General features: G+C 39.4%; 17 protein-coding genes and 2 tRNA genes. 15 read left to right on the forward strand and 4 right to left on the reverse strand.

Going from position 1 to position 16344, the window contains the following annotated elements; genetic code table 11:
- Window positions 1-55: 55 nt before the first annotated feature.
- From HMPREF2750_RS06240 to iscX, 12 genes are all read left to right on the forward strand, one after another.
- A tRNA-Lys gene (locus HMPREF2750_RS06240) sits at window positions 56-131 on the forward strand.
- Between the two features lie 30 nt (window positions 132-161).
- A tRNA-Lys gene (locus tag HMPREF2750_RS06245) sits at window positions 162-237 on the forward strand.
- Window positions 238-359: 122 nt separating this feature from the next.
- Window positions 360-1079, forward strand: coding sequence for a tRNA (cytosine(32)/uridine(32)-2'-O)-methyltransferase TrmJ (gene trmJ / locus HMPREF2750_RS06250; RefSeq protein ID WP_070583075.1), 720 nt, complete (start codon window positions 360-362; stop codon window positions 1077-1079).
- Window positions 1080-1138: 59 nt separating this feature from the next.
- Window positions 1139-1594 carry a Fe-S cluster assembly transcriptional regulator IscR gene (iscR, locus tag HMPREF2750_RS06255; protein ID WP_049366379.1) on the forward strand — a complete coding sequence of 152 codons (456 nt, stop codon included), beginning with the start codon at window positions 1139-1141 and terminating at the stop codon, window positions 1592-1594.
- Window positions 1595-1657: 63 nt separating this feature from the next.
- Complete coding sequence (locus HMPREF2750_RS06260) at window positions 1658-2872, forward strand: IscS subfamily cysteine desulfurase (RefSeq protein ID WP_049369200.1); 1215 nt, start codon at window positions 1658-1660, stop codon at window positions 2870-2872.
- 54 nt (window positions 2873-2926) lie between these two features.
- Window positions 2927-3310, forward strand: coding sequence for a Fe-S cluster assembly scaffold IscU (gene iscU, locus HMPREF2750_RS06265; RefSeq protein ID WP_005696665.1), 384 nt, complete (start codon window positions 2927-2929; stop codon window positions 3308-3310).
- Window positions 3311-3360: 50 nt separating this feature from the next.
- Entirely contained in the window at window positions 3361-3684 is a 324-nt protein-coding gene (iscA, locus tag HMPREF2750_RS06270; RefSeq protein ID WP_032822628.1) for an iron-sulfur cluster assembly protein IscA, read from the forward strand.
- A 9-nt stretch (window positions 3685-3693) separates the two neighbouring features.
- Entirely contained in the window at window positions 3694-4215 is a 522-nt protein-coding gene (gene hscB / locus HMPREF2750_RS06275; protein ID WP_070583076.1) for a Fe-S protein assembly co-chaperone HscB, read from the forward strand.
- A 74-nt stretch (window positions 4216-4289) separates the two neighbouring features.
- Window positions 4290-4976 carry a DUF2625 domain-containing protein gene (locus tag HMPREF2750_RS06280; RefSeq protein ID WP_070583077.1) on the forward strand — a complete coding sequence of 229 codons (687 nt, stop codon included), beginning with the start codon at window positions 4290-4292 and terminating at the stop codon, window positions 4974-4976.
- Window positions 4977-5016: 40 nt separating this feature from the next.
- The gene (hscA, locus tag HMPREF2750_RS06285) at window positions 5017-6873 is read left to right on the forward strand and encodes a Fe-S protein assembly chaperone HscA (protein ID WP_070583078.1); all 1857 of its coding nucleotides are present in this window, start codon (window positions 5017-5019) and stop codon (window positions 6871-6873) included.
- 44 nt (window positions 6874-6917) lie between these two features.
- Window positions 6918-7259, forward strand: coding sequence for an ISC system 2Fe-2S type ferredoxin (fdx, locus tag HMPREF2750_RS06290; RefSeq protein ID WP_005696659.1), 342 nt, complete (start codon window positions 6918-6920; stop codon window positions 7257-7259).
- Window positions 7259-7453, forward strand: coding sequence for a Fe-S cluster assembly protein IscX (iscX, locus tag HMPREF2750_RS06295; RefSeq protein ID WP_049366368.1), 195 nt, complete (start codon window positions 7259-7261; stop codon window positions 7451-7453). Before fdx ends, iscX begins: the two co-directional genes overlap by 1 nt.
- Window positions 7454-7566: 113 nt before the next feature.
- On the opposite strand, the gene mglC is transcribed toward iscX, so the two are convergent.
- The 4 genes from mglC to HMPREF2750_RS06315 all read right to left on the reverse strand — a co-directional run bounded on the left by mglC (window position 7567) and on the right by HMPREF2750_RS06315 (window position 12370).
- Window positions 7567-8577 (reverse strand): galactose/methyl galactoside ABC transporter permease MglC, encoded by a 1011-nt coding sequence (gene mglC, locus HMPREF2750_RS06300; RefSeq protein ID WP_070583079.1) that lies wholly within the window; start codon window positions 8575-8577, stop codon window positions 7567-7569.
- 18 nt (window positions 8578-8595) lie between these two features.
- Window positions 8596-10110 carry a galactose/methyl galactoside ABC transporter ATP-binding protein MglA gene (mglA, locus tag HMPREF2750_RS06305; RefSeq protein WP_070583080.1) on the reverse strand — a complete coding sequence of 505 codons (1515 nt, stop codon included), beginning with the start codon at window positions 10108-10110 and terminating at the stop codon, window positions 8596-8598.
- 78 nt (window positions 10111-10188) lie between these two features.
- A complete protein-coding gene (gene mglB, locus HMPREF2750_RS06310; protein WP_049366365.1) occupies window positions 10189-11184 on the reverse strand; it encodes a galactose/glucose ABC transporter substrate-binding protein MglB in 996 nt (331 codons plus the stop codon).
- Between the two features lie 178 nt (window positions 11185-11362).
- Window positions 11363-12370, reverse strand: coding sequence for a substrate-binding domain-containing protein (locus HMPREF2750_RS06315; RefSeq protein WP_070583085.1), 1008 nt, complete (start codon window positions 12368-12370; stop codon window positions 11363-11365).
- 214 nt (window positions 12371-12584) lie between these two features.
- Here HMPREF2750_RS06315 and galT point away from each other — a divergent pair, with 214 nt between their 5' ends.
- From galT to galM, 3 genes are read left to right on the forward strand one after another with little or no spacing between them, the layout of a single operon-like run.
- Entirely contained in the window at window positions 12585-13631 is a 1047-nt protein-coding gene (gene galT, locus HMPREF2750_RS06320; RefSeq protein WP_070583081.1) for a galactose-1-phosphate uridylyltransferase, read from the forward strand.
- Between the two features lie 54 nt (window positions 13632-13685).
- The gene (galK, locus tag HMPREF2750_RS06325) at window positions 13686-14840 is read left to right on the forward strand and encodes a galactokinase (RefSeq protein ID WP_070583082.1); all 1155 of its coding nucleotides are present in this window, start codon (window positions 13686-13688) and stop codon (window positions 14838-14840) included.
- Window positions 14834-15859: a galactose-1-epimerase gene (galM, locus tag HMPREF2750_RS06330; protein WP_070583083.1), complete on the forward strand. Its 1026-nt coding sequence runs from the start codon at window positions 14834-14836 to the stop codon at window positions 15857-15859. The genes galK and galM overlap by 7 nt, the downstream gene beginning before the upstream one ends.
- The last annotated feature ends 485 nt before the right edge of the window (window positions 15860-16344 follow it).

Below are 16344 nucleotides of genomic sequence, written 5' to 3' on the forward strand. Positions count from 1 at the left end.
TCGAAGGTTCGAATCCTTCACGACCCACCACTTTTATTTCGAAGAATTCCCAAATGGGTCGTTAGCTCAGTCGGTAGAGCAGCGGACTTTTAATCCGTTGGTCGAAGGTTCGAATCCTTCACGACCCACCATCTATTTTACAGATCATTATTTAACCGGTTGGGTTGTTAGCTCAGTTGGTAGAGCAGCGGACTCTTAATCCGTCGGTCGAGAGTTCGAGCCTCTCACAGCCCACCAGTCAACATCTTATTCCTCCTATTTGTTAAAAAATTTACAAAAAATTAAAATATTTTCAAAATTCTTGACTATATTTAGCGGTTATTATGGTAGAATATCCACAAATTTAAGTCGGGCATAAAATGTTACAAAATATTCGAATTGTTTTGGTTGAAACATCACATAGCGGGAACATCGGTTCTGCGGCGCGTGCGATGAAAACAATGGGATTATCCAATCTTTATTTGGTCTCACCAAAATCGGTGGATGAGCAATCTATTACATTAGCAGCAGGCGCTGATGATGTTGTACGTAATGCCCACATCGTTGATACTTTTGAACAAGCAATAGAAGATTGCTCATTAGTGATTGGTACGAGTGCAAGATTACGTCATTTACAGAGTACACTGATTGAGCCAAGAGAGAGTGCAGAGAAAGCCAGTGCTCATCAAGGGCAAGTAGCGATCGTGTTCGGTCGTGAGCGTGTTGGACTCACAAATGAAGAATTACTTAAATGTCATTATCATTTAAATATCCCTGCTAACCCTGAATATTCTTCGCTCAATTTAGCGATGGCAGTACAGTTGGTAAGTTATGAAATGCGAATGGCATTTTTAACAAAAAATAAAACGGAAAGTACACTTTCAACGATAGAAGATATCTATCCAACAGCACAAGAAATGGAGTATTTTTTTGCTCATACGGAACAGGTGTATCAGTCTCTTGGGTTTATTCAAAATCAAGGGGTTATACAAAAGTTAAGACGACTTTATAACCGTTCTTCTCTAGAAAAAAATGAATTAAATATTTTGCGAGGAATGTTAAGTGCGGTTGAAAAACGCCTTAATCTGCAAAAAGAGTAAAATTGACTATCATAGTCAGATAGGTAAACTACCTAGATGGCGATTTATAGGGATGCTTTATGAAACTAACATCTAAAGGACGATATGCGGTTACCGCAATTTTAGATATCGCATTACATGCAGGAACAAACCCTGTTTGTTTAGCGGATATCTCAGAACGTCAAAATATTTCACTTTCTTATCTTGAGCAATTATTTGCAAAATTGCGTCGAGGAGGATTAGTAAAAAGCGTTCGTGGCCCAGGTGGTGGCTATCGTTTAGCGTTACCAACTGATCAAATTTCTATCGGTATGGTGATTTCAGCCGTAAATGAGAACATTAATGTCACAAGATGCCTTGGTAAAGGAAATTGCAAAGGCGGAGTGGAGTGTTTAACTCATACATTATGGCAAGATTTAAGTGATCGCATTTCTGATTTTTTAGATGAGATTACATTAGCTGAGCTTGTAGAGAAAAAAGCTGGGAAGCATAAAGCTCACAAAGATTTTGATGACTTAATTGTAGTCAACCAATAATGGGAAAGTAGATTAAAGTGCGGTCAAATTGATAGCATTTTTAGTAGTTATTTAGGAGTGAAAATGAAATTACCAATTTATTTAGATTATGCAGCAACATGTCCAGTGGATGAACGTGTAGCTAAAAAAATGATGGAATATTTAACCATTGATGGTGTATTCGGTAATCCTGCATCTCGTTCACATAAATTTGGCTGGCAAGCTGAAGAAGCAGTTGATATTGCACGTAATCAAATTGCTGATTTAATTGGTGCAGATTCACGTGAAATTGTGTTTACTTCAGGCGCAACGGAAGCAGATAACCTCGCAATTAAAGGTGCGGCACACTTTTATCAAACAAAAGGTAAACACATTATTACTTGTAAAACTGAGCACAAGGCAGTATTGGATACTTGCCGTCAATTAGAGCGTGAAGGCTTTGAAGTGACCTATTTAGATCCAGAAGAAGATGGTTTAATCGATCTTGAGAAATTCAAAGCTGCATTGCGTCCAGATACGATTCTTGTGTCAATTATGCACGTGAATAATGAGATTGGCGTGATCCAGGATATTAAAGCAATTGGTGAGCTTTGCCGTGCAAATAAAACGATTTTCCACGTAGATGCGACCCAAAGTGTCGGCAAAGTCGAAATTAATCTTGCTGAATTACCGGTTGATTTGATGTCAATGTCTAGCCACAAATTATACGGACCAAAAGGTATCGGGGCACTATATGTTTGCCGTAAACCTCGCGTTCGTTTAGAAGCCATTATCCATGGTGGTGGTCACGAACGTGGCATGCGTTCTGGTACATTACCTGTACACCAAATTGTGGGTATGGGTGAAGCTTATCGTATTGCAAAAGAAGAAATGGCGACAGAGATTCCTCGTATCAGAGCTTTACGCGATCGCTTATATAATGGCTTGAAAGAAATTGAAGAAACCTATGTAAATGGTTCGATGGAGCACCGCGTAGCAAATAACTTGAACATCAGCTTTAACTATGTTGAAGGTGAATCCTTAATGATGGCATTACGTGATGTGGCAGTTTCTTCTGGTTCTGCTTGTACTTCAGCGAGTTTAGAACCATCTTATGTACTACGTGCATTAGGTCGTAATGATGAATTAGCACATAGCTCAATTCGTTTCACACTTGGTCGTTGGACAACGGAAGAAGAAATTGATTACACCATTAATTTAACACGTAATGCAGTAGCAAAACTTCGTGAATTATCGCCACTTTGGGATATGTTCAAAGAAGGCATTGATTTAAATACTATTGAGTGGTCAGCCCACTAATTTTAAAGGCGGCTAGTCCGTCTGATAGCAACTTATTTAGGAAAGGAACATAATATGGCATACAGCGAAAAAGTTATTGATCATTATGAAAATCCACGCAACGTAGGTTCGATGGATAAAAAAGATAATTCAGTAGGGACGGGTATGGTTGGCGCACCGGCTTGTGGTGACGTTATGCAGTTACAAATCAAAGTAAATGACAGCGGCATTATTGAAGATGCGAAATTTAAAACCTATGGTTGTGGCTCTGCGATTGCATCAAGTTCTTTAATTACGGAATGGGTAAAAGGTAAATCGTTAGATGAAGCAGGCGCAATTAAAAACAGTCAAATTGCGGAAGAACTTGAATTACCACCGGTAAAAGTTCACTGCTCAATTTTAGCAGAAGATGCAATTAAAGCCGCTATTGCTGACTATAAAAATAAACAAGGTAAGTAATCAAAGTGCGGTTGAAAATGACCGCACTTTATCAATTTAAGGATCAGAATATGTCTATAACACTCACTGAAAAAGCGGCACAACGAGTTCGTACTTTTCTTGAAAATCGTGGAAAAGGCATCGGTTTACGCTTAGGTGTGAAAACATCAGGTTGTTCGGGTTTAGGCTATGTGCTTGAATTCGTTGATGTGCTCAATGATGACGATCTTGTTTTTGAGCAGCATGGCGTGAAAGTGGTAGTCGATCCAAAAAGCTTGGTTTATTTAGATGGCATTGAGCTAGATTATGTCAAAGAAGGCTTGAACGAAGGCTTTAAATATAACAACCCGAACGTAAAAGAATCTTGTGGTTGTGGTGAGAGTTTCCACGTTTAAGGAATAGAAATGACAAATCCTTTTGCTATTTTTGATTTACCCGTTGCTTTCAATGTTGATCAAGCCCTTTTGTCTGAACGCTATTTAGTGCTTCAAAAGAGTTTGCACCCTGATAATTTTGTTACGGCAGATGCTCAAGAACAACGCATTGCAATGCAAAAGTCGACAGAAGTTAATGATGCATTAAAAACCTTGAAAGACCCAATTTTACGTGCGGAAGCAATTATTGCGTTAAATACGGGAGAAGCACAGGATTTAGAGCAAAAGAGCACACAAGATGTGGCATTTTTAATACAGCAATTAGAATGGCGAGAAGAACTCGAAAATATTGAGCAAAGCCAGGATGAGAATGCATTAGAATCCTTTGCGAAACACGTTAAAAAAGAAACAAAAGAAATGTTGACCGCACTTGAAGCACAGCTTAGTGAGCAACAATGGTCAACTGCTGCACAATTCTGCGATAAATTACGTTTTCTTAAAAAATTGGCGGATGAAATTAGCCAAGTAGAAGAACGTCTATTTGAATTATAATCTTAAGGGCGTTTAATACGCCCTTTTCGCTATTGATAAATGGGCTATCGCCCTCATACGAATGAAACCCGATTATGCAAACTTTAGAACAACTGACTGATGCCTCAAAATCTGCGTGGGGAACCATTTCCCAATGGATTGAGCATGCTCGTAATCATTGTGAAGTGATTAAAAAAGATCAATCCAGTGCAGAACGTGAGCTTTTCACTATGCAAATGCCAACGTCTTCTCCGATGGGCTCGGTGATTTATGAAACTGGTGGCATTTTAATCCATCATGGTTGGTTGCGTATATTGGGTTCAGGTAGTTTTAAATTACCACGTGGCTTAATGGACTGGAATTTCAGCAAATCCTTTAATCAATCAGGCGATAAACCGAAATATTTGCTCGTTGCAGATGATGTCATTGGGGGATATTTTGCTTTAAATGGTGGTTCTTTAGGGGATAATCTCGGCAAAATTTACTATTTTTCGCCGAAAGACTTAACTTGGCATGATTTAAATTTTACCTATACGGATTTCTTAGCTTGGGCATTAAATGGTGACATTGAAGCATTTTACCAGAGTCTGTTTTGGCAAAATTGGCAAGAAGATGTAAAACAACTCGATGGTAACCACATGATTGTTTTTACACCAGAGCTTTCGGAAGATAAGACGACTGAGATTAATCAGCGCGAACGACGCGAAGTTAATATTGAAACGCATTACAATGCAAGTTTCACCGAACAAGATAAATTTGCTCAAGCTTATTCAGTCGCATAATCAGCTTTTAACGAATTAATTATTAGAGATAAAAAGAGATATGGCATTACTCCAAATTGCAGAGCCAGGACAAACGGCGGCACCCCATCAACATCGTCTTGCGGTAGGGATTGATTTAGGTACAACAAATTCTTTAGTTGCCGCAGTGCGTAGCGGTCAAGCCACCATTTTGAATGATGAACAAGAAAGAAGCCTTGTGCCTTCAGTGGTTTATTATGGTGAAAATGAAAAACTTGTGGGTAATGAAGCGTTTGCTAAAGCTGCAATTGATCCTAAAAATACGATTATTTCGGTTAAACGTTTGATTGGTCGTAGTCTTGCAGATGTGCAATCACGTTACACAAACTTACCCTATGAGTTTGTGGCAAGTGAAAATGGTTTGCCGTTATTGGTGACGCATCAAGGTAAAAAAAGCCCGATTGAAGTCTCTGCAGATATTTTATCTCGTTTAAATCATATCGCTGAACAACGACTTGCAGGTGAGCTTTCTGGTGTGGTGATTACCGTACCTGCTTATTTTGATGATGCTCAACGCCAAAGCACGAAAGATGCAGCACGTCTTGCAGGGTTGAATGTATTGCGTTTATTAAATGAACCTACTGCCGCAGCGGTAGCTTATGGCTTAGATAGCGGTAAAGAAGGCGTCATTGCTGTTTATGACTTAGGTGGTGGTACCTTTGATATCTCAATTTTACGTTTATCTAAAGGCGTATTTGAAGTGTTAGCAACAGGTGGGGATACCGCTTTAGGTGGTGATGATTTTGACCATTTAATTGCAGATTGGATTGTTGAACAAGCGGGTATTAAACCACAAAATGTAAATGAGCAACGTGAGCTTTTAAGCTTAGCCACACAAACTAAAATTGCCTTAACAAGTGCACAAAGTGCGGTCATTTCTTGGCGTGGATTTGAAGGTGAGTTAAGTCGTGAGCAATTCAATGAATTAATTCATTCATTGGTTAAACGTTCTTTATTAACCTGCCGTCGAGCATTAAAAGATGCGAATGTTGAAGCTGAAGACGTGCAAGAAGTGGTCATGGTGGGAGGTTCAACTCGAGTGCCTTATGTCCGTGAGCAAGTGGGCGAATTCTTCGGTAAAACCCCATTAACATCGATTGATCCTGATAAAGTGGTCGCTTTAGGTGCGGCAATTCAAGCGGATATTTTAGTAGGCAACAAGAATGACAGTGATATGTTGTTACTCGATGTTGTGCCGCTTTCTTTAGGTATTGAAACCATGGGCGGTTTAGTGGAGAAAATCATTCCACGCAATACCACGATTCCAGTAGCTCGTGCACAAGAGTTTACTACCTTTAAAGATGGTCAAACTGCGATGACTGTACATGTGGTACAAGGAGAACGTGAGTTAGTGGATGATTGCCGTTCTTTAGGTCGTTTTACATTGCGTGGTATTCCACCAATGGTAGCAGGTGCCGCACATATTCGTGTGACTTATCAAGTGGATGCCGATGGCTTATTAAGTGTGACCGCGATGGAGAAATCCACTAAAGTCCAAGCATCGATTCAAATTAAGCCTTCTTATGGCTTAACGGATGAAGAAGTAACGGCAATGATTAAAGCTTCTTTTGATAATGCACAAGATGATATGCAAGCTCGTGAATTAGCCGAGCAGCGCGTTGAGGCTGATCGTGTGATTGATAGCGTAATTGTGGCATTGCAACAAGATGGGGCGGACTTATTAACCGAATCTGAATTCCATCAAATTGAACATGCATTGAAACAATTAATGGATGTAAAAGAAGGTACAGATCGTCATGCGATTGCGCAGGGAATTAAAGCTCTTGATGTGGCAACTCAAGAATTTGCGGCAAGACGCATGAATAAATCTATTCATCAAGCGCTGACAGGTAAATCTGTATCAGATATTGAGCAGTAAAGTGCGGTTATAAATTAACGAGTTTTTATATTGAGGAAAGTAATATGCCAAAAGTGATTTTTTTACCGAATGAAGAATTTTGCCCAGAGGGTATGGTGGTTGATGCGGCAGCAGGCGATAACTTATTAGAAGTGGCACATAATGCAGGCGTTGAAATTCATCATGCTTGCGATGGTTCTTGTGCTTGTACAACATGCCATGTTGTGATTCGTGAAGGGTTTGATTCATTAAATGAAGCTAGCGATCAAGAAGAAGATATGTTGGATAAAGCATGGGGCTTAGAAATGGATAGCCGCCTTTCTTGCCAATGTGTCGTGGGTGATGAAGATTTAGTGGTGGAAATTCCTAAATATAATATTAACCATGCGAATGAGGCGGCTCACTAATGAAATGGACTGATGCCCAACTTATCGCAGAAGAGCTTTATGATCGTAATCCAGATTTAGATCCTAAAACGGTGCGTTTTACGGATTTACATAAATGGATTTGTGAACTAGACGGTTTTGATGATGATCCAATGAAATCCAACGAAAGTATTCTTGAAGCGATTTTGTTGAAATGGTTAGATGAATACGAGTAATTGATGAGATTAATAAAGCGAGCTGAGAGGCTCGTTTTTTATTTTAAGAATTTACCTCAAAATAAAACCGCACTTTATTGCTAAAGTGCGGTTATTTTTATCGTTGTTTTTAATTATTTTTTCTTCGCGTATTTCAAGGAGTCAATAGCCACCGCGAGGATGATAATGCTACCTTTAATGATATATTGCCAGTAAGGGTTTACACCGATATAAGTTAAACCGTAGTTAATAACGGTGAAGATGATAACACCCGTGATTACACCGATAACAGTACCCACACCACCAGCGAAAGATACACCACCTACTACGCAGGCAGCAATCGCATCTAATTCATACATGAAGCCGAGGTTGTTGGTTGCACTACCGATACGGCCCGCTTCTAACATACCACCGAATGCATAGAACATACCAGCAATCATGTAAATCACAACAAGGTTACGCGCTACGTTTACGCCAGATACTCTTGCTGCTTCAGGGTTACCACCGATAGCAAAGATATTTTTACCGAAACGTGTTTTATTCCACATTACCCATACTAAGAATGCACAAATTGCCGCATAAATAGTGATGTAGGATAATTTGAATGAACCGAGTCTGAAGAAGCCTTGTGCGAAGTTAGAGAAAGATTCGCTGAAACCTGCAATTGGTGAGCCACCCACGCCATCATAATAAAGTGAGTTGAAACCGTAAACGATGATCATGGTCCCCATGGTTGCAATGAATGGAGTTACATTGAGGTAAGCAATAACTAAACCATTCACTAAGCCGATTACAGCACCTACCGCACAAACCGTAAGGATAACCACTGGAATAGGAATTTCACCTAAATCAGGGAACACACGGTTCATGTTTTCCATTGATTGCAAGAGGGTAGCAGAAATAACCGCAGCTAAACCTACTTGGCGACCGGCTGATAAGTCAGTACCTTGAGTGATAAGCAAGCCGGCAACCCCAAGTGCGATAATAAGACGGACGGATGATTGAGTTAAAATGTTACTAAAGTTGCGAACATTCAAGAATGTTGGATCTTGTGCGATGATGATGCCAAGTAAAATCAACAACACAAAATAAATCGCATTTTGTTTTAAGAAATCGAATGATTTATTTTTTTGTAAGGCACTCATAATTTGTTCCTTTATGATTTATAAATATTTTGCGGCAAGTTGCAAAATTTCTTCTTGAGACGTTTTCGCCGTTTCAACGATACCGGCAACACGACCGTTGCTCATGACCAAAATTCGGTCTGTTACGCCTAATAATTCCGGCATTTCTGATGAAATCATAATAATGCCCTTATCTTTTTTAGCAAGTTCTTGAATGAGCTGATAAATTTCAAATTTTGCCCCAATATCAATACCACGAGTTGGTTCATCGAGCATTAAGATATCTGGTTGGGTTAAAAGCCAACGACCGATAATCACTTTTTGTTGGTTACCACCGGAAAGCGATCCAATCGTTGTTTTGTGAGAAGGGGTTTTCACGTTCATTGCATCAATCACCCACTGGGTATCACTTGCCATTTTTTTATTGCTGAGCAATTTCCAAGGGGTGAGGTAAGATTTCATATTTGAAATCAACGAGTTGAATTCAATGCTTAGGTTTGAATAAATCCCGGTTGAACGACGTTCTTCAGTCACCAAAGCAAAACCGTGGTTAATCGCCTCAAGTGCGGTATGATTTTTCACGATTTTTCCGTTGAGTTTGATCGTCCCTTCTTTTAATTCGCGTACACCAAAAATGGCTTCCACAATATCGGTTCGTTTTGCACCAACAAGACCAGCAATACCTAAAATTTCACCTTTGCGTAAATTAAAGGAAACATCTTGAATGGAAGGTTGGTTCACCGCAGTTAAATGTTCCACTTCAAGCGTGATTTCTTTTGGTACGTTAGTTTTTTCAGGGAAACGTTGTGTTAATTCACGGCCAACCATCATTGAAACAATTTCTTCCATGGTGGTGCCTTTCACTTGAACGGTATTGATCCATTTACCATCACGCAGAATGGTGATTTCATCACAAATTTTAAAGATTTCATCCATTTTGTGTGAAATATAGATAATGCCACAACCGCGATCTTTTAATTTTTGAATAATTTTGAAAAGATGTTCCACTTCTTTTTCTGAAAGTGAGGATGTTGGCTCATCCATAATTACGATTTTAGCGTTATAAGAGAACGCTTTCGCAATTTCGATCATCTGCATTTGTGAAACGGAAAGTTTGGCCACTTTCTCTCTTGGATCTACATCAATATCTAATTCATCAAAAATCGCTTTGGTATCACGATACATTTTCGCGTGATCCACAAAAGGGCCTTTAAGTGGGTAGCGACCTAACCATAAGTTATCCATTACACTGGTTTGACGCACCAAGTTAAGTTCTTGGTGAACCATTGAAATCCCGTTTTCAAGGGCTTCTTTTGATGTTTTAAAATCAACAGGTTTTCCTAAGAATAAAATTTCACCTTCGTCTTTTGCATAAATTCCGAAGAGGCATTTTAATAATGTCGATTTACCCGCCCCGTTTTCGCCCATTAAGGCGTGAACAGAGTGAGAACGAACTGTTAGATTGGCGTGATCAAGGGCTTTTACACCCGGGAAAGACTTACTGACATTCGTCATCGTCAGTAGTACATCACTGTCTTGGGTTTGAGTTGTCATATCCAACCTCATTAAAAAGGGAGAAAGGGAATTTGGGTTTCCTTTCCCCCTAAAATTAAAGAAAAGCAATAGATTTTCTTATTTTAAGAATTCACTTAGGTTATCTTTATCTACACCAACATAAGGAATACGTACAACACGGTTTTCTAATTTCCATTTTGTACCTTCTGTTGCTGCTTTACCGTTAGCAAGGTTTGCAGAAAGTTGAACAACTGCTTTACCTTGGTTAACACCATCGTTTAACACGGTACCAGCAATTTCGCCTTTCTTAATTAATTGAAGTACTTCTGGTAATGCATCCACACCAAAGATTGGTAATTTTTTACCGTGTGCTTTGGTTGCTTCTAACGCACCTAAAGCCATACCGTCATTGTTTGAAATGATCATTTCAATTTCGTTAGCTTTAGAGCTAGACAACCATGCATCCACTTTATCTTTAGCCATTGCAGCATCCCACATACCGGTATCAATAAATAATTGCTCGGTTGGAATACCTTTAGCATTTAATTGCTCAATCACATATTTAGTACGTGCTTCAGCATCTGGGTGACCCGGTTCACCTTTTAATAATACATATTGGATTTTACCGTCTTTATTTAAGTCTAAGGCTGGCATTGCTTTCCATTGTTTTGCAATTAAATCACCTTGGATTAAGCCTGATTCTTTCGGGTCGGTACCAACATAGTAAGCGTGCTCATAGCTACCGATAGCTTTTGCACCAGGGTCTTTATTGAAGAAAACAACAGGAATGTCATCTTGTTTCGCTTTGTTGATAACAGTTGAAGCTGCAGCTGGGTCTACTAAGTTAATGGCTAGGGCTTTTACACCTTTAGAAAGCAAACCATCTACTTGGTCGTTTTGAATAGATTGTGCATTTTGAGAGTCATTCATTAATAACTCAATGCCGCCAAGGGCTTTCGCTTCTTTATCGATTTCTTTACGCATTAATGACATGAAGTTGTCATCATATTTATAAATGGTAACACCAATACGGTTATCGGCTGCAAAACCTGAAGTTGCTGAACCTAAACCGATTGCTAAAGCGACCGCACTTAATACTGCTGTTTTTTTCATAAAAACACTCCTATTAGAGAAAGAGACTTTATTGTTGATTTTTATATACCAAATAGAGGAATGTTGCGTACATCTATTGCAACTGAATCCATCATAACGAAATCAAAATTGTTAATCTGTGATCAAACTCACATAAATGAAAACGATTACATAGCAAAGTTTAAATTTGTGATCTCCATCACGCTTTCATTGCATTTTCTACAGAAAAACGTCTCACCAAGGTTGGATTAAATTGGACAACAGTCGGTGTGACAATAGACGAATCAACTAAGCTCAAAGCCAATTTTGCCGCATAATTTGCCATTAAATCAATTGGATAGCGAATGGTAGTGAGTTTTGGAATTAAATATCGCGCAATTGGCATATCATCAAAGCCCACAATGGAAAACTGTTTCGGCACTTTGATATTGTTTTCATTTAAAACGGAAATTGCACCCGCTGCCATGGTATCGTTATAGGCTACAACCGCTGTTAAGTTAGAGTTGTAGCTCAATAAATCAATCATCGCCTTTTCACCGCCTTCAAAATCAGGCGAATTATGCACAATGGCTTGTTCGACAATAGGAAAGTGATGATCTCTTAAAGCGGCCAAATAACCTTCTTTACGTTCGGTTTCATCTAAAATACCATGATTAGATCCAATGTAGGCGATGTGCTTATGACCATAACGAATCAGCATTTCCGTCGCGAGATAGGTACCTTGTCGGTTATCAAGACTGACGCAACGATTTTCATAACCTGAAATCACACGGTTAATCACAACCATACCCGGTACATTTTCGAGATAATGACGTAATTCTTCGTCAGAAAGGGCTTTGGAATGAACGACCAGACAGCTACAACGCTTGCGCAGCAAGGTATCAATGGCTTCACGCTCTTTTTCTGCATGGTGGTATCCAATACCGATCAAAATCGTTTTTTGATGCTCTTCAGCCACTTTATCGACTGATTTGACCAAGATAGCAAAGAAGGGATCCGTTACATCAGTAACCACCACGCCAATGGTATCAGTATTTTGTACCGCCAGAGCTTGTGCGTTTGCATTGGGTTGATAATTTAAAACCTCCATTGCGCGTTGAACTGAATAACGGGTTTTTTCACTTACGGAGGGAGAGTGATTAATTACCCGGGAAACAGTGGCAACCGACACGCAAGCTAATTCAGCAACATCTCGAATTGTAGGCATAACAGGGCTCTCATTCATTTTTTCATAACAATTATCATAGTAAATTTGAATAAAATTGAAAGCGGTTACTTTCAAAAATGCTACATTCGTCACAAAAAAGAGATTGGACTAGCGCCTTATTTCCTGATTTTGTGATAATGATCACGGTTTATTTTTTTTAATTTGTTATCTTATGAAGAAAATTTTGTAATCGTTTACATTTTGGAGCAAAAATATGAGCGAAACCGTATTTGAACCGACAGATCATCCACATCGTCGTTATAATCCGTTAATTGACCAATGGGTTTTAGTCTCGCCACATCGTGCTAAACGTCCATGGCAGGGGCAACAAGAAAAAGTGAGTGAGGAACAAAAGCCAACCCACGACCCAAATTGTTATCTTTGCCCGCGTAATAAACGTATCACAGGCGAACCTAATCCGGATTATCATAAACCTTATGTATTCAAAAATGATTTCTCGGCTTTATTAGAAGATACACCCGCGCCAGAGCAATCAGCCGATCCGCTTTTCCAAATGAGCCAAGCTCGTGGTGAAAGCCGTGTTATTTGTTTTTCACCAGATCACAGTAAAACCTTGCCATTATTGACCGCACTTGAAATTGAAGAAGTGATTAAAGTGTGGCAAGAGCAATTGCGTGAACTGGGTCAAAAATATCAGTGGGTACAGATTTTCGAAAACAAAGGTGCGGCAATGGGATGCTCCAATCCACATCCGCATGGACAAATCTGGGCAAACAGCTTTTTACCGAATGAAGTCGCACGTGAAGATGTTGCTCAACGGAATTATTATGAAAAACACAGTTCGGTACTTTTAGTGGATTATGTTCAAAAAGAATTAGAGAAAAAAGAACGTATTGTGGTGGAAACTGAGCATTGGGTTGCGGTGGTGCCTTATTGGGCGGTGTGGCCGTTTGAAACCCTGTTATTGCCAAAAGTGCATGTAAAACGCTTAACAGAATTAACGGAAGCTCAAGCTAAAGATCTTGCCGTGATATTGAAAAAATTGGCAACGAAATACGATAACTTATTTGAAACTTCTTTCCCTTATTCGATGGGCTTCCATGCAGCACCATTTAATGGTGAAGATAACGAACATTGGCAGCTTCATGCACATTTTTATCCACCGTTGTTGCGTTCTGCTACGGTTCGCAAATTTATGGTGGGCTATGAAATGCTAGGTGAAAGTCAGCGCGATTTAACTGCTGAACAAGCTGCAGAAAGATTACGAGCCTTAAGCGAAGTACATTATAAAGAACGTTAAGAAATTCCTTCCCTCTTGAGTTAAGAGGGAGTGTGAAAGATAAAGGAAAATAATATGACTCCAGTCCAAAAATCCCAACACATTTTTACTCAAAAATATAACAAGCAACCTGAACTGACCGTGTATGCGCCAGGTCGAGTGAACATTATCGGCGAACATACCGACTACAATGATGGCTTTGTAATGCCTTGTGCGATCAATTATGGTACAGCTATTGCAGGATCAAAACGTGCTGATCATATTTGGCATGTTTATGCCGCAGATCTTGATCTTGAGGATACCTTTTCTCTTGATGAAGATTTCCCTCAAAGTGAGCAAAAATGGGCGAATTATTTGCGTGGTGTCGTGAAATTTATTCAAGAACGTTGCCCACAATTTAAACAAGGCGCTGATTTAGTGATTTCCGGAAATGTGCCACATTCTTCTGGTTTGAGTTCTTCTGCTGCTCTTGAAGTAGCGACGGGTAAGCTCTGCCAACAACTCAGTGATTTACCTTTAACACATACAGAGATTGCTTTAATTGGTCAAAAAGCTGAAAACAAATTTGTTGGCGCAAATTGCGGGAACATGGATCAATTAATTTCCGCTTTAGGACAAAAAGATCATCTCTTAATGATTGATTGCCGTAGCTTAAAAACACAGCCAACACCTGTACCGAAAGATGTTGCTGTTATTATTGTGAACTCAAATGTACCCCATGATTTGGTGACGGGTGAATACAATACACGCCGTTGGCAATGTGAAAAAGCGGCAGAATTCTTTGGTGTGAAAGCGTTACGTGATGTATCAGTAGAAGAATTCCAAAAAAGAGAAGCAGAATTGACCGCACTTAATTCTTTAGTGGCTAAACGTGCACGCCATGTGGTGACTGAAAACCAACGCGTACTTGATGCGGTTGAAGCCTTAAAACATAACGATTTAACAAAATTGGGCGAGTTAATGGGACAATCTCACGAATCAATGCGCGATGATTTCGAGATTACAGTGCCACAAATCGATTATCTTGTTGAACTTGCTCAATTAGTGATTGGTAAAACCGGTGGTGCGAGAATGACAGGCGGTGGTTTTGGTGGTTGCATTGTTGCCCTTGCACCTCATGATAAAGTTGAAGAAGTGCGTAAAATTATTGCCGATAATTATGAGAAACAAACGGGGTTAAAAGAAGATTTCTACGTTTGCACAGCCTCACAAGGAGTGAGTCTATGCTAGAAAAAACGGCGTTCAATGCACCAGATGGACAGCCTTATCAACTTGTTCAACTTACCAATTCAAATGGCATGACCGTGCAATTTATGGATTGGGGAGCGACTTGGCTTTCTTGCAAAGTCCCGGTGAATGGGGAGTTGCGAGAAGTGTTACTCGGCTGCAAAGGGGAGGATTATCCTCATCAAACTGCTTATTTGGGTGCAAGCGTAGGACGTTATGCAAATCGTATCGCTAACGCCCAATTTGAATTAGGTGAGCGAACAATCCAGCTAGTCGCGAATCAAGGCAAACATCAATTACATGGTGGTAAAGAAGGCTTTGATAAACGCCGTTGGAAGGTGGAAGAGTACGGTCAGAATTTTGTTCGTTTTTCCCTTGTGTCTCCCGATGGTGATCAAGGTTTTGAAGGCAATGTACAAGCTAATGTGCTTTACACGCTGACCGATGAAAATAGCGTAAAAATTGAATACGAAGCAGAAAGCGATAAAAATACTGCGCTTAACTTAACGAACCACGCTTATTTCAATTTGGAAAATGCTGAGCAGGGCAGTGATGTGAGAAATCATACATTACGCCTTAATGCGGATTTCTATTTACCGGTTGATGGCGAAGGCATCCCAAATTTACCACTTAAGCATGTGGTGAATACCAGCTTTGATTTTCGTGTGGCAAAACCAATCGCACAAGATTTTCAGCAAGGCGATCAAGTGATGACAAAAGGTTACGATCATTCTTTTATCGTCAATAAAGCATGGCAAAAGCCTTGTGTATTATTGACTTCCCCTAATGAAGATTTAAGCCTTGAAGTGCTCACATCCCAAGCAGCATTACAGGTATATACGGGAAACTATCTTGCAGGCACCCCAACTCGTAAAGGTGGTACTTATCAAGATTTCAGCGGCATAGCTCTTGAAACCCAATGTCTTCCCGATACCCCCAACCATCCCGAATGGCAAAATTATGGCGGTATTCAAAAAGTAGGTGAACGCTATTACCAGTGGACAGAGTTTAGGTTTAAATAGTTAATCAGTGAATAAAAGTGCGGTTAAAAATAATAGTATTTTTAACCGCACTTTGTTTTTATTATCCTTATTTTATTTACGGTTATTTAAGGTTATTTATATAAGAGGAAAATATCCATAAAAAAATTATAGGTATTATTTTATTGACTGTTTTAATCGGATTTAATAAACTTGCTATTGTTTAGTTTTTTAGTATGGTATTTAATTTTATTAAATCCAATATTTTTCAACACTTTAATAACCACAATTTTATTATGACTATATCTAGATTATTTGGGAGTGGATTATTTTTAATTTCACCCTTTGTTTTTGCAGGGCCTTCTACTAATTTAAATGTAGAAAAACAAATCGATGCCCAACAACAAAACAGCAAGCTGAACAAGATGCCGCGATTTTAGCGCAGCAAACGCAATCCGCGAATGTGCGTTTAGAAGGTGAAAAAGAAACTTCGCTTGGCTTTCCACAAAATGAAGCACAGTGTTTTC

Origin of the sequence: Haemophilus sp. HMSC066D02, from assembly GCF_001810545.1 — a bacterium.
Taxonomy (GTDB): Bacteria; Pseudomonadota; Gammaproteobacteria; order Enterobacterales; family Pasteurellaceae; genus Haemophilus_D.

Bases quoted from the DNA above. Each gene is read 5' to 3' on its own strand.
- galK (WP_070583082.1), top strand. From the start codon at position 13,686: ATGACTCCAGTCCAAAAATCCCAACACATTTTTACTCAAAAATATAAC.
- iscA (WP_032822628.1), top strand. From the start codon at position 3,361: ATGTCTATAACACTCACTGAAAAAGCGGCACAACGAGTTCGTACTTTT.
- mglC (WP_070583079.1), bottom strand. From the start codon at position 8,577: ATGAGTGCCTTACAAAAAAATAAATCATTCGATTTCTTAAAACAAAAT.
- iscX (WP_049366368.1), top strand. From the start codon at position 7,259: ATGAAATGGACTGATGCCCAACTTATCGCAGAAGAGCTTTATGATCGT.
- hscA (WP_070583078.1), top strand. From the start codon at position 5,017: ATGGCATTACTCCAAATTGCAGAGCCAGGACAAACGGCGGCACCCCAT.
- HMPREF2750_RS06315 (WP_070583085.1), bottom strand. From the start codon at position 12,370: ATGCCTACAATTCGAGATGTTGCTGAATTAGCTTGCGTGTCGGTTGCC.
- galM (WP_070583083.1), top strand. From the start codon at position 14,834: ATGCTAGAAAAAACGGCGTTCAATGCACCAGATGGACAGCCTTATCAA.
- HMPREF2750_RS06260 (WP_049369200.1), top strand. From the start codon at position 1,658: ATGAAATTACCAATTTATTTAGATTATGCAGCAACATGTCCAGTGGAT.
- galT (WP_070583081.1), top strand. From the start codon at position 12,585: ATGAGCGAAACCGTATTTGAACCGACAGATCATCCACATCGTCGTTAT.
- iscR (WP_049366379.1), top strand. From the start codon at position 1,139: ATGAAACTAACATCTAAAGGACGATATGCGGTTACCGCAATTTTAGAT.
- hscB (WP_070583076.1), top strand. From the start codon at position 3,694: ATGACAAATCCTTTTGCTATTTTTGATTTACCCGTTGCTTTCAATGTT.
- trmJ (WP_070583075.1), top strand. From the start codon at position 360: ATGTTACAAAATATTCGAATTGTTTTGGTTGAAACATCACATAGCGGG.
- mglB (WP_049366365.1), bottom strand. From the start codon at position 11,184: ATGAAAAAAACAGCAGTATTAAGTGCGGTCGCTTTAGCAATCGGTTTA.
- iscU (WP_005696665.1), top strand. From the start codon at position 2,927: ATGGCATACAGCGAAAAAGTTATTGATCATTATGAAAATCCACGCAAC.
- fdx (WP_005696659.1), top strand. From the start codon at position 6,918: ATGCCAAAAGTGATTTTTTTACCGAATGAAGAATTTTGCCCAGAGGGT.
- mglA (WP_070583080.1), bottom strand. From the start codon at position 10,110: ATGACAACTCAAACCCAAGACAGTGATGTACTACTGACGATGACGAAT.
- HMPREF2750_RS06280 (WP_070583077.1), top strand. From the start codon at position 4,290: ATGCAAACTTTAGAACAACTGACTGATGCCTCAAAATCTGCGTGGGGA.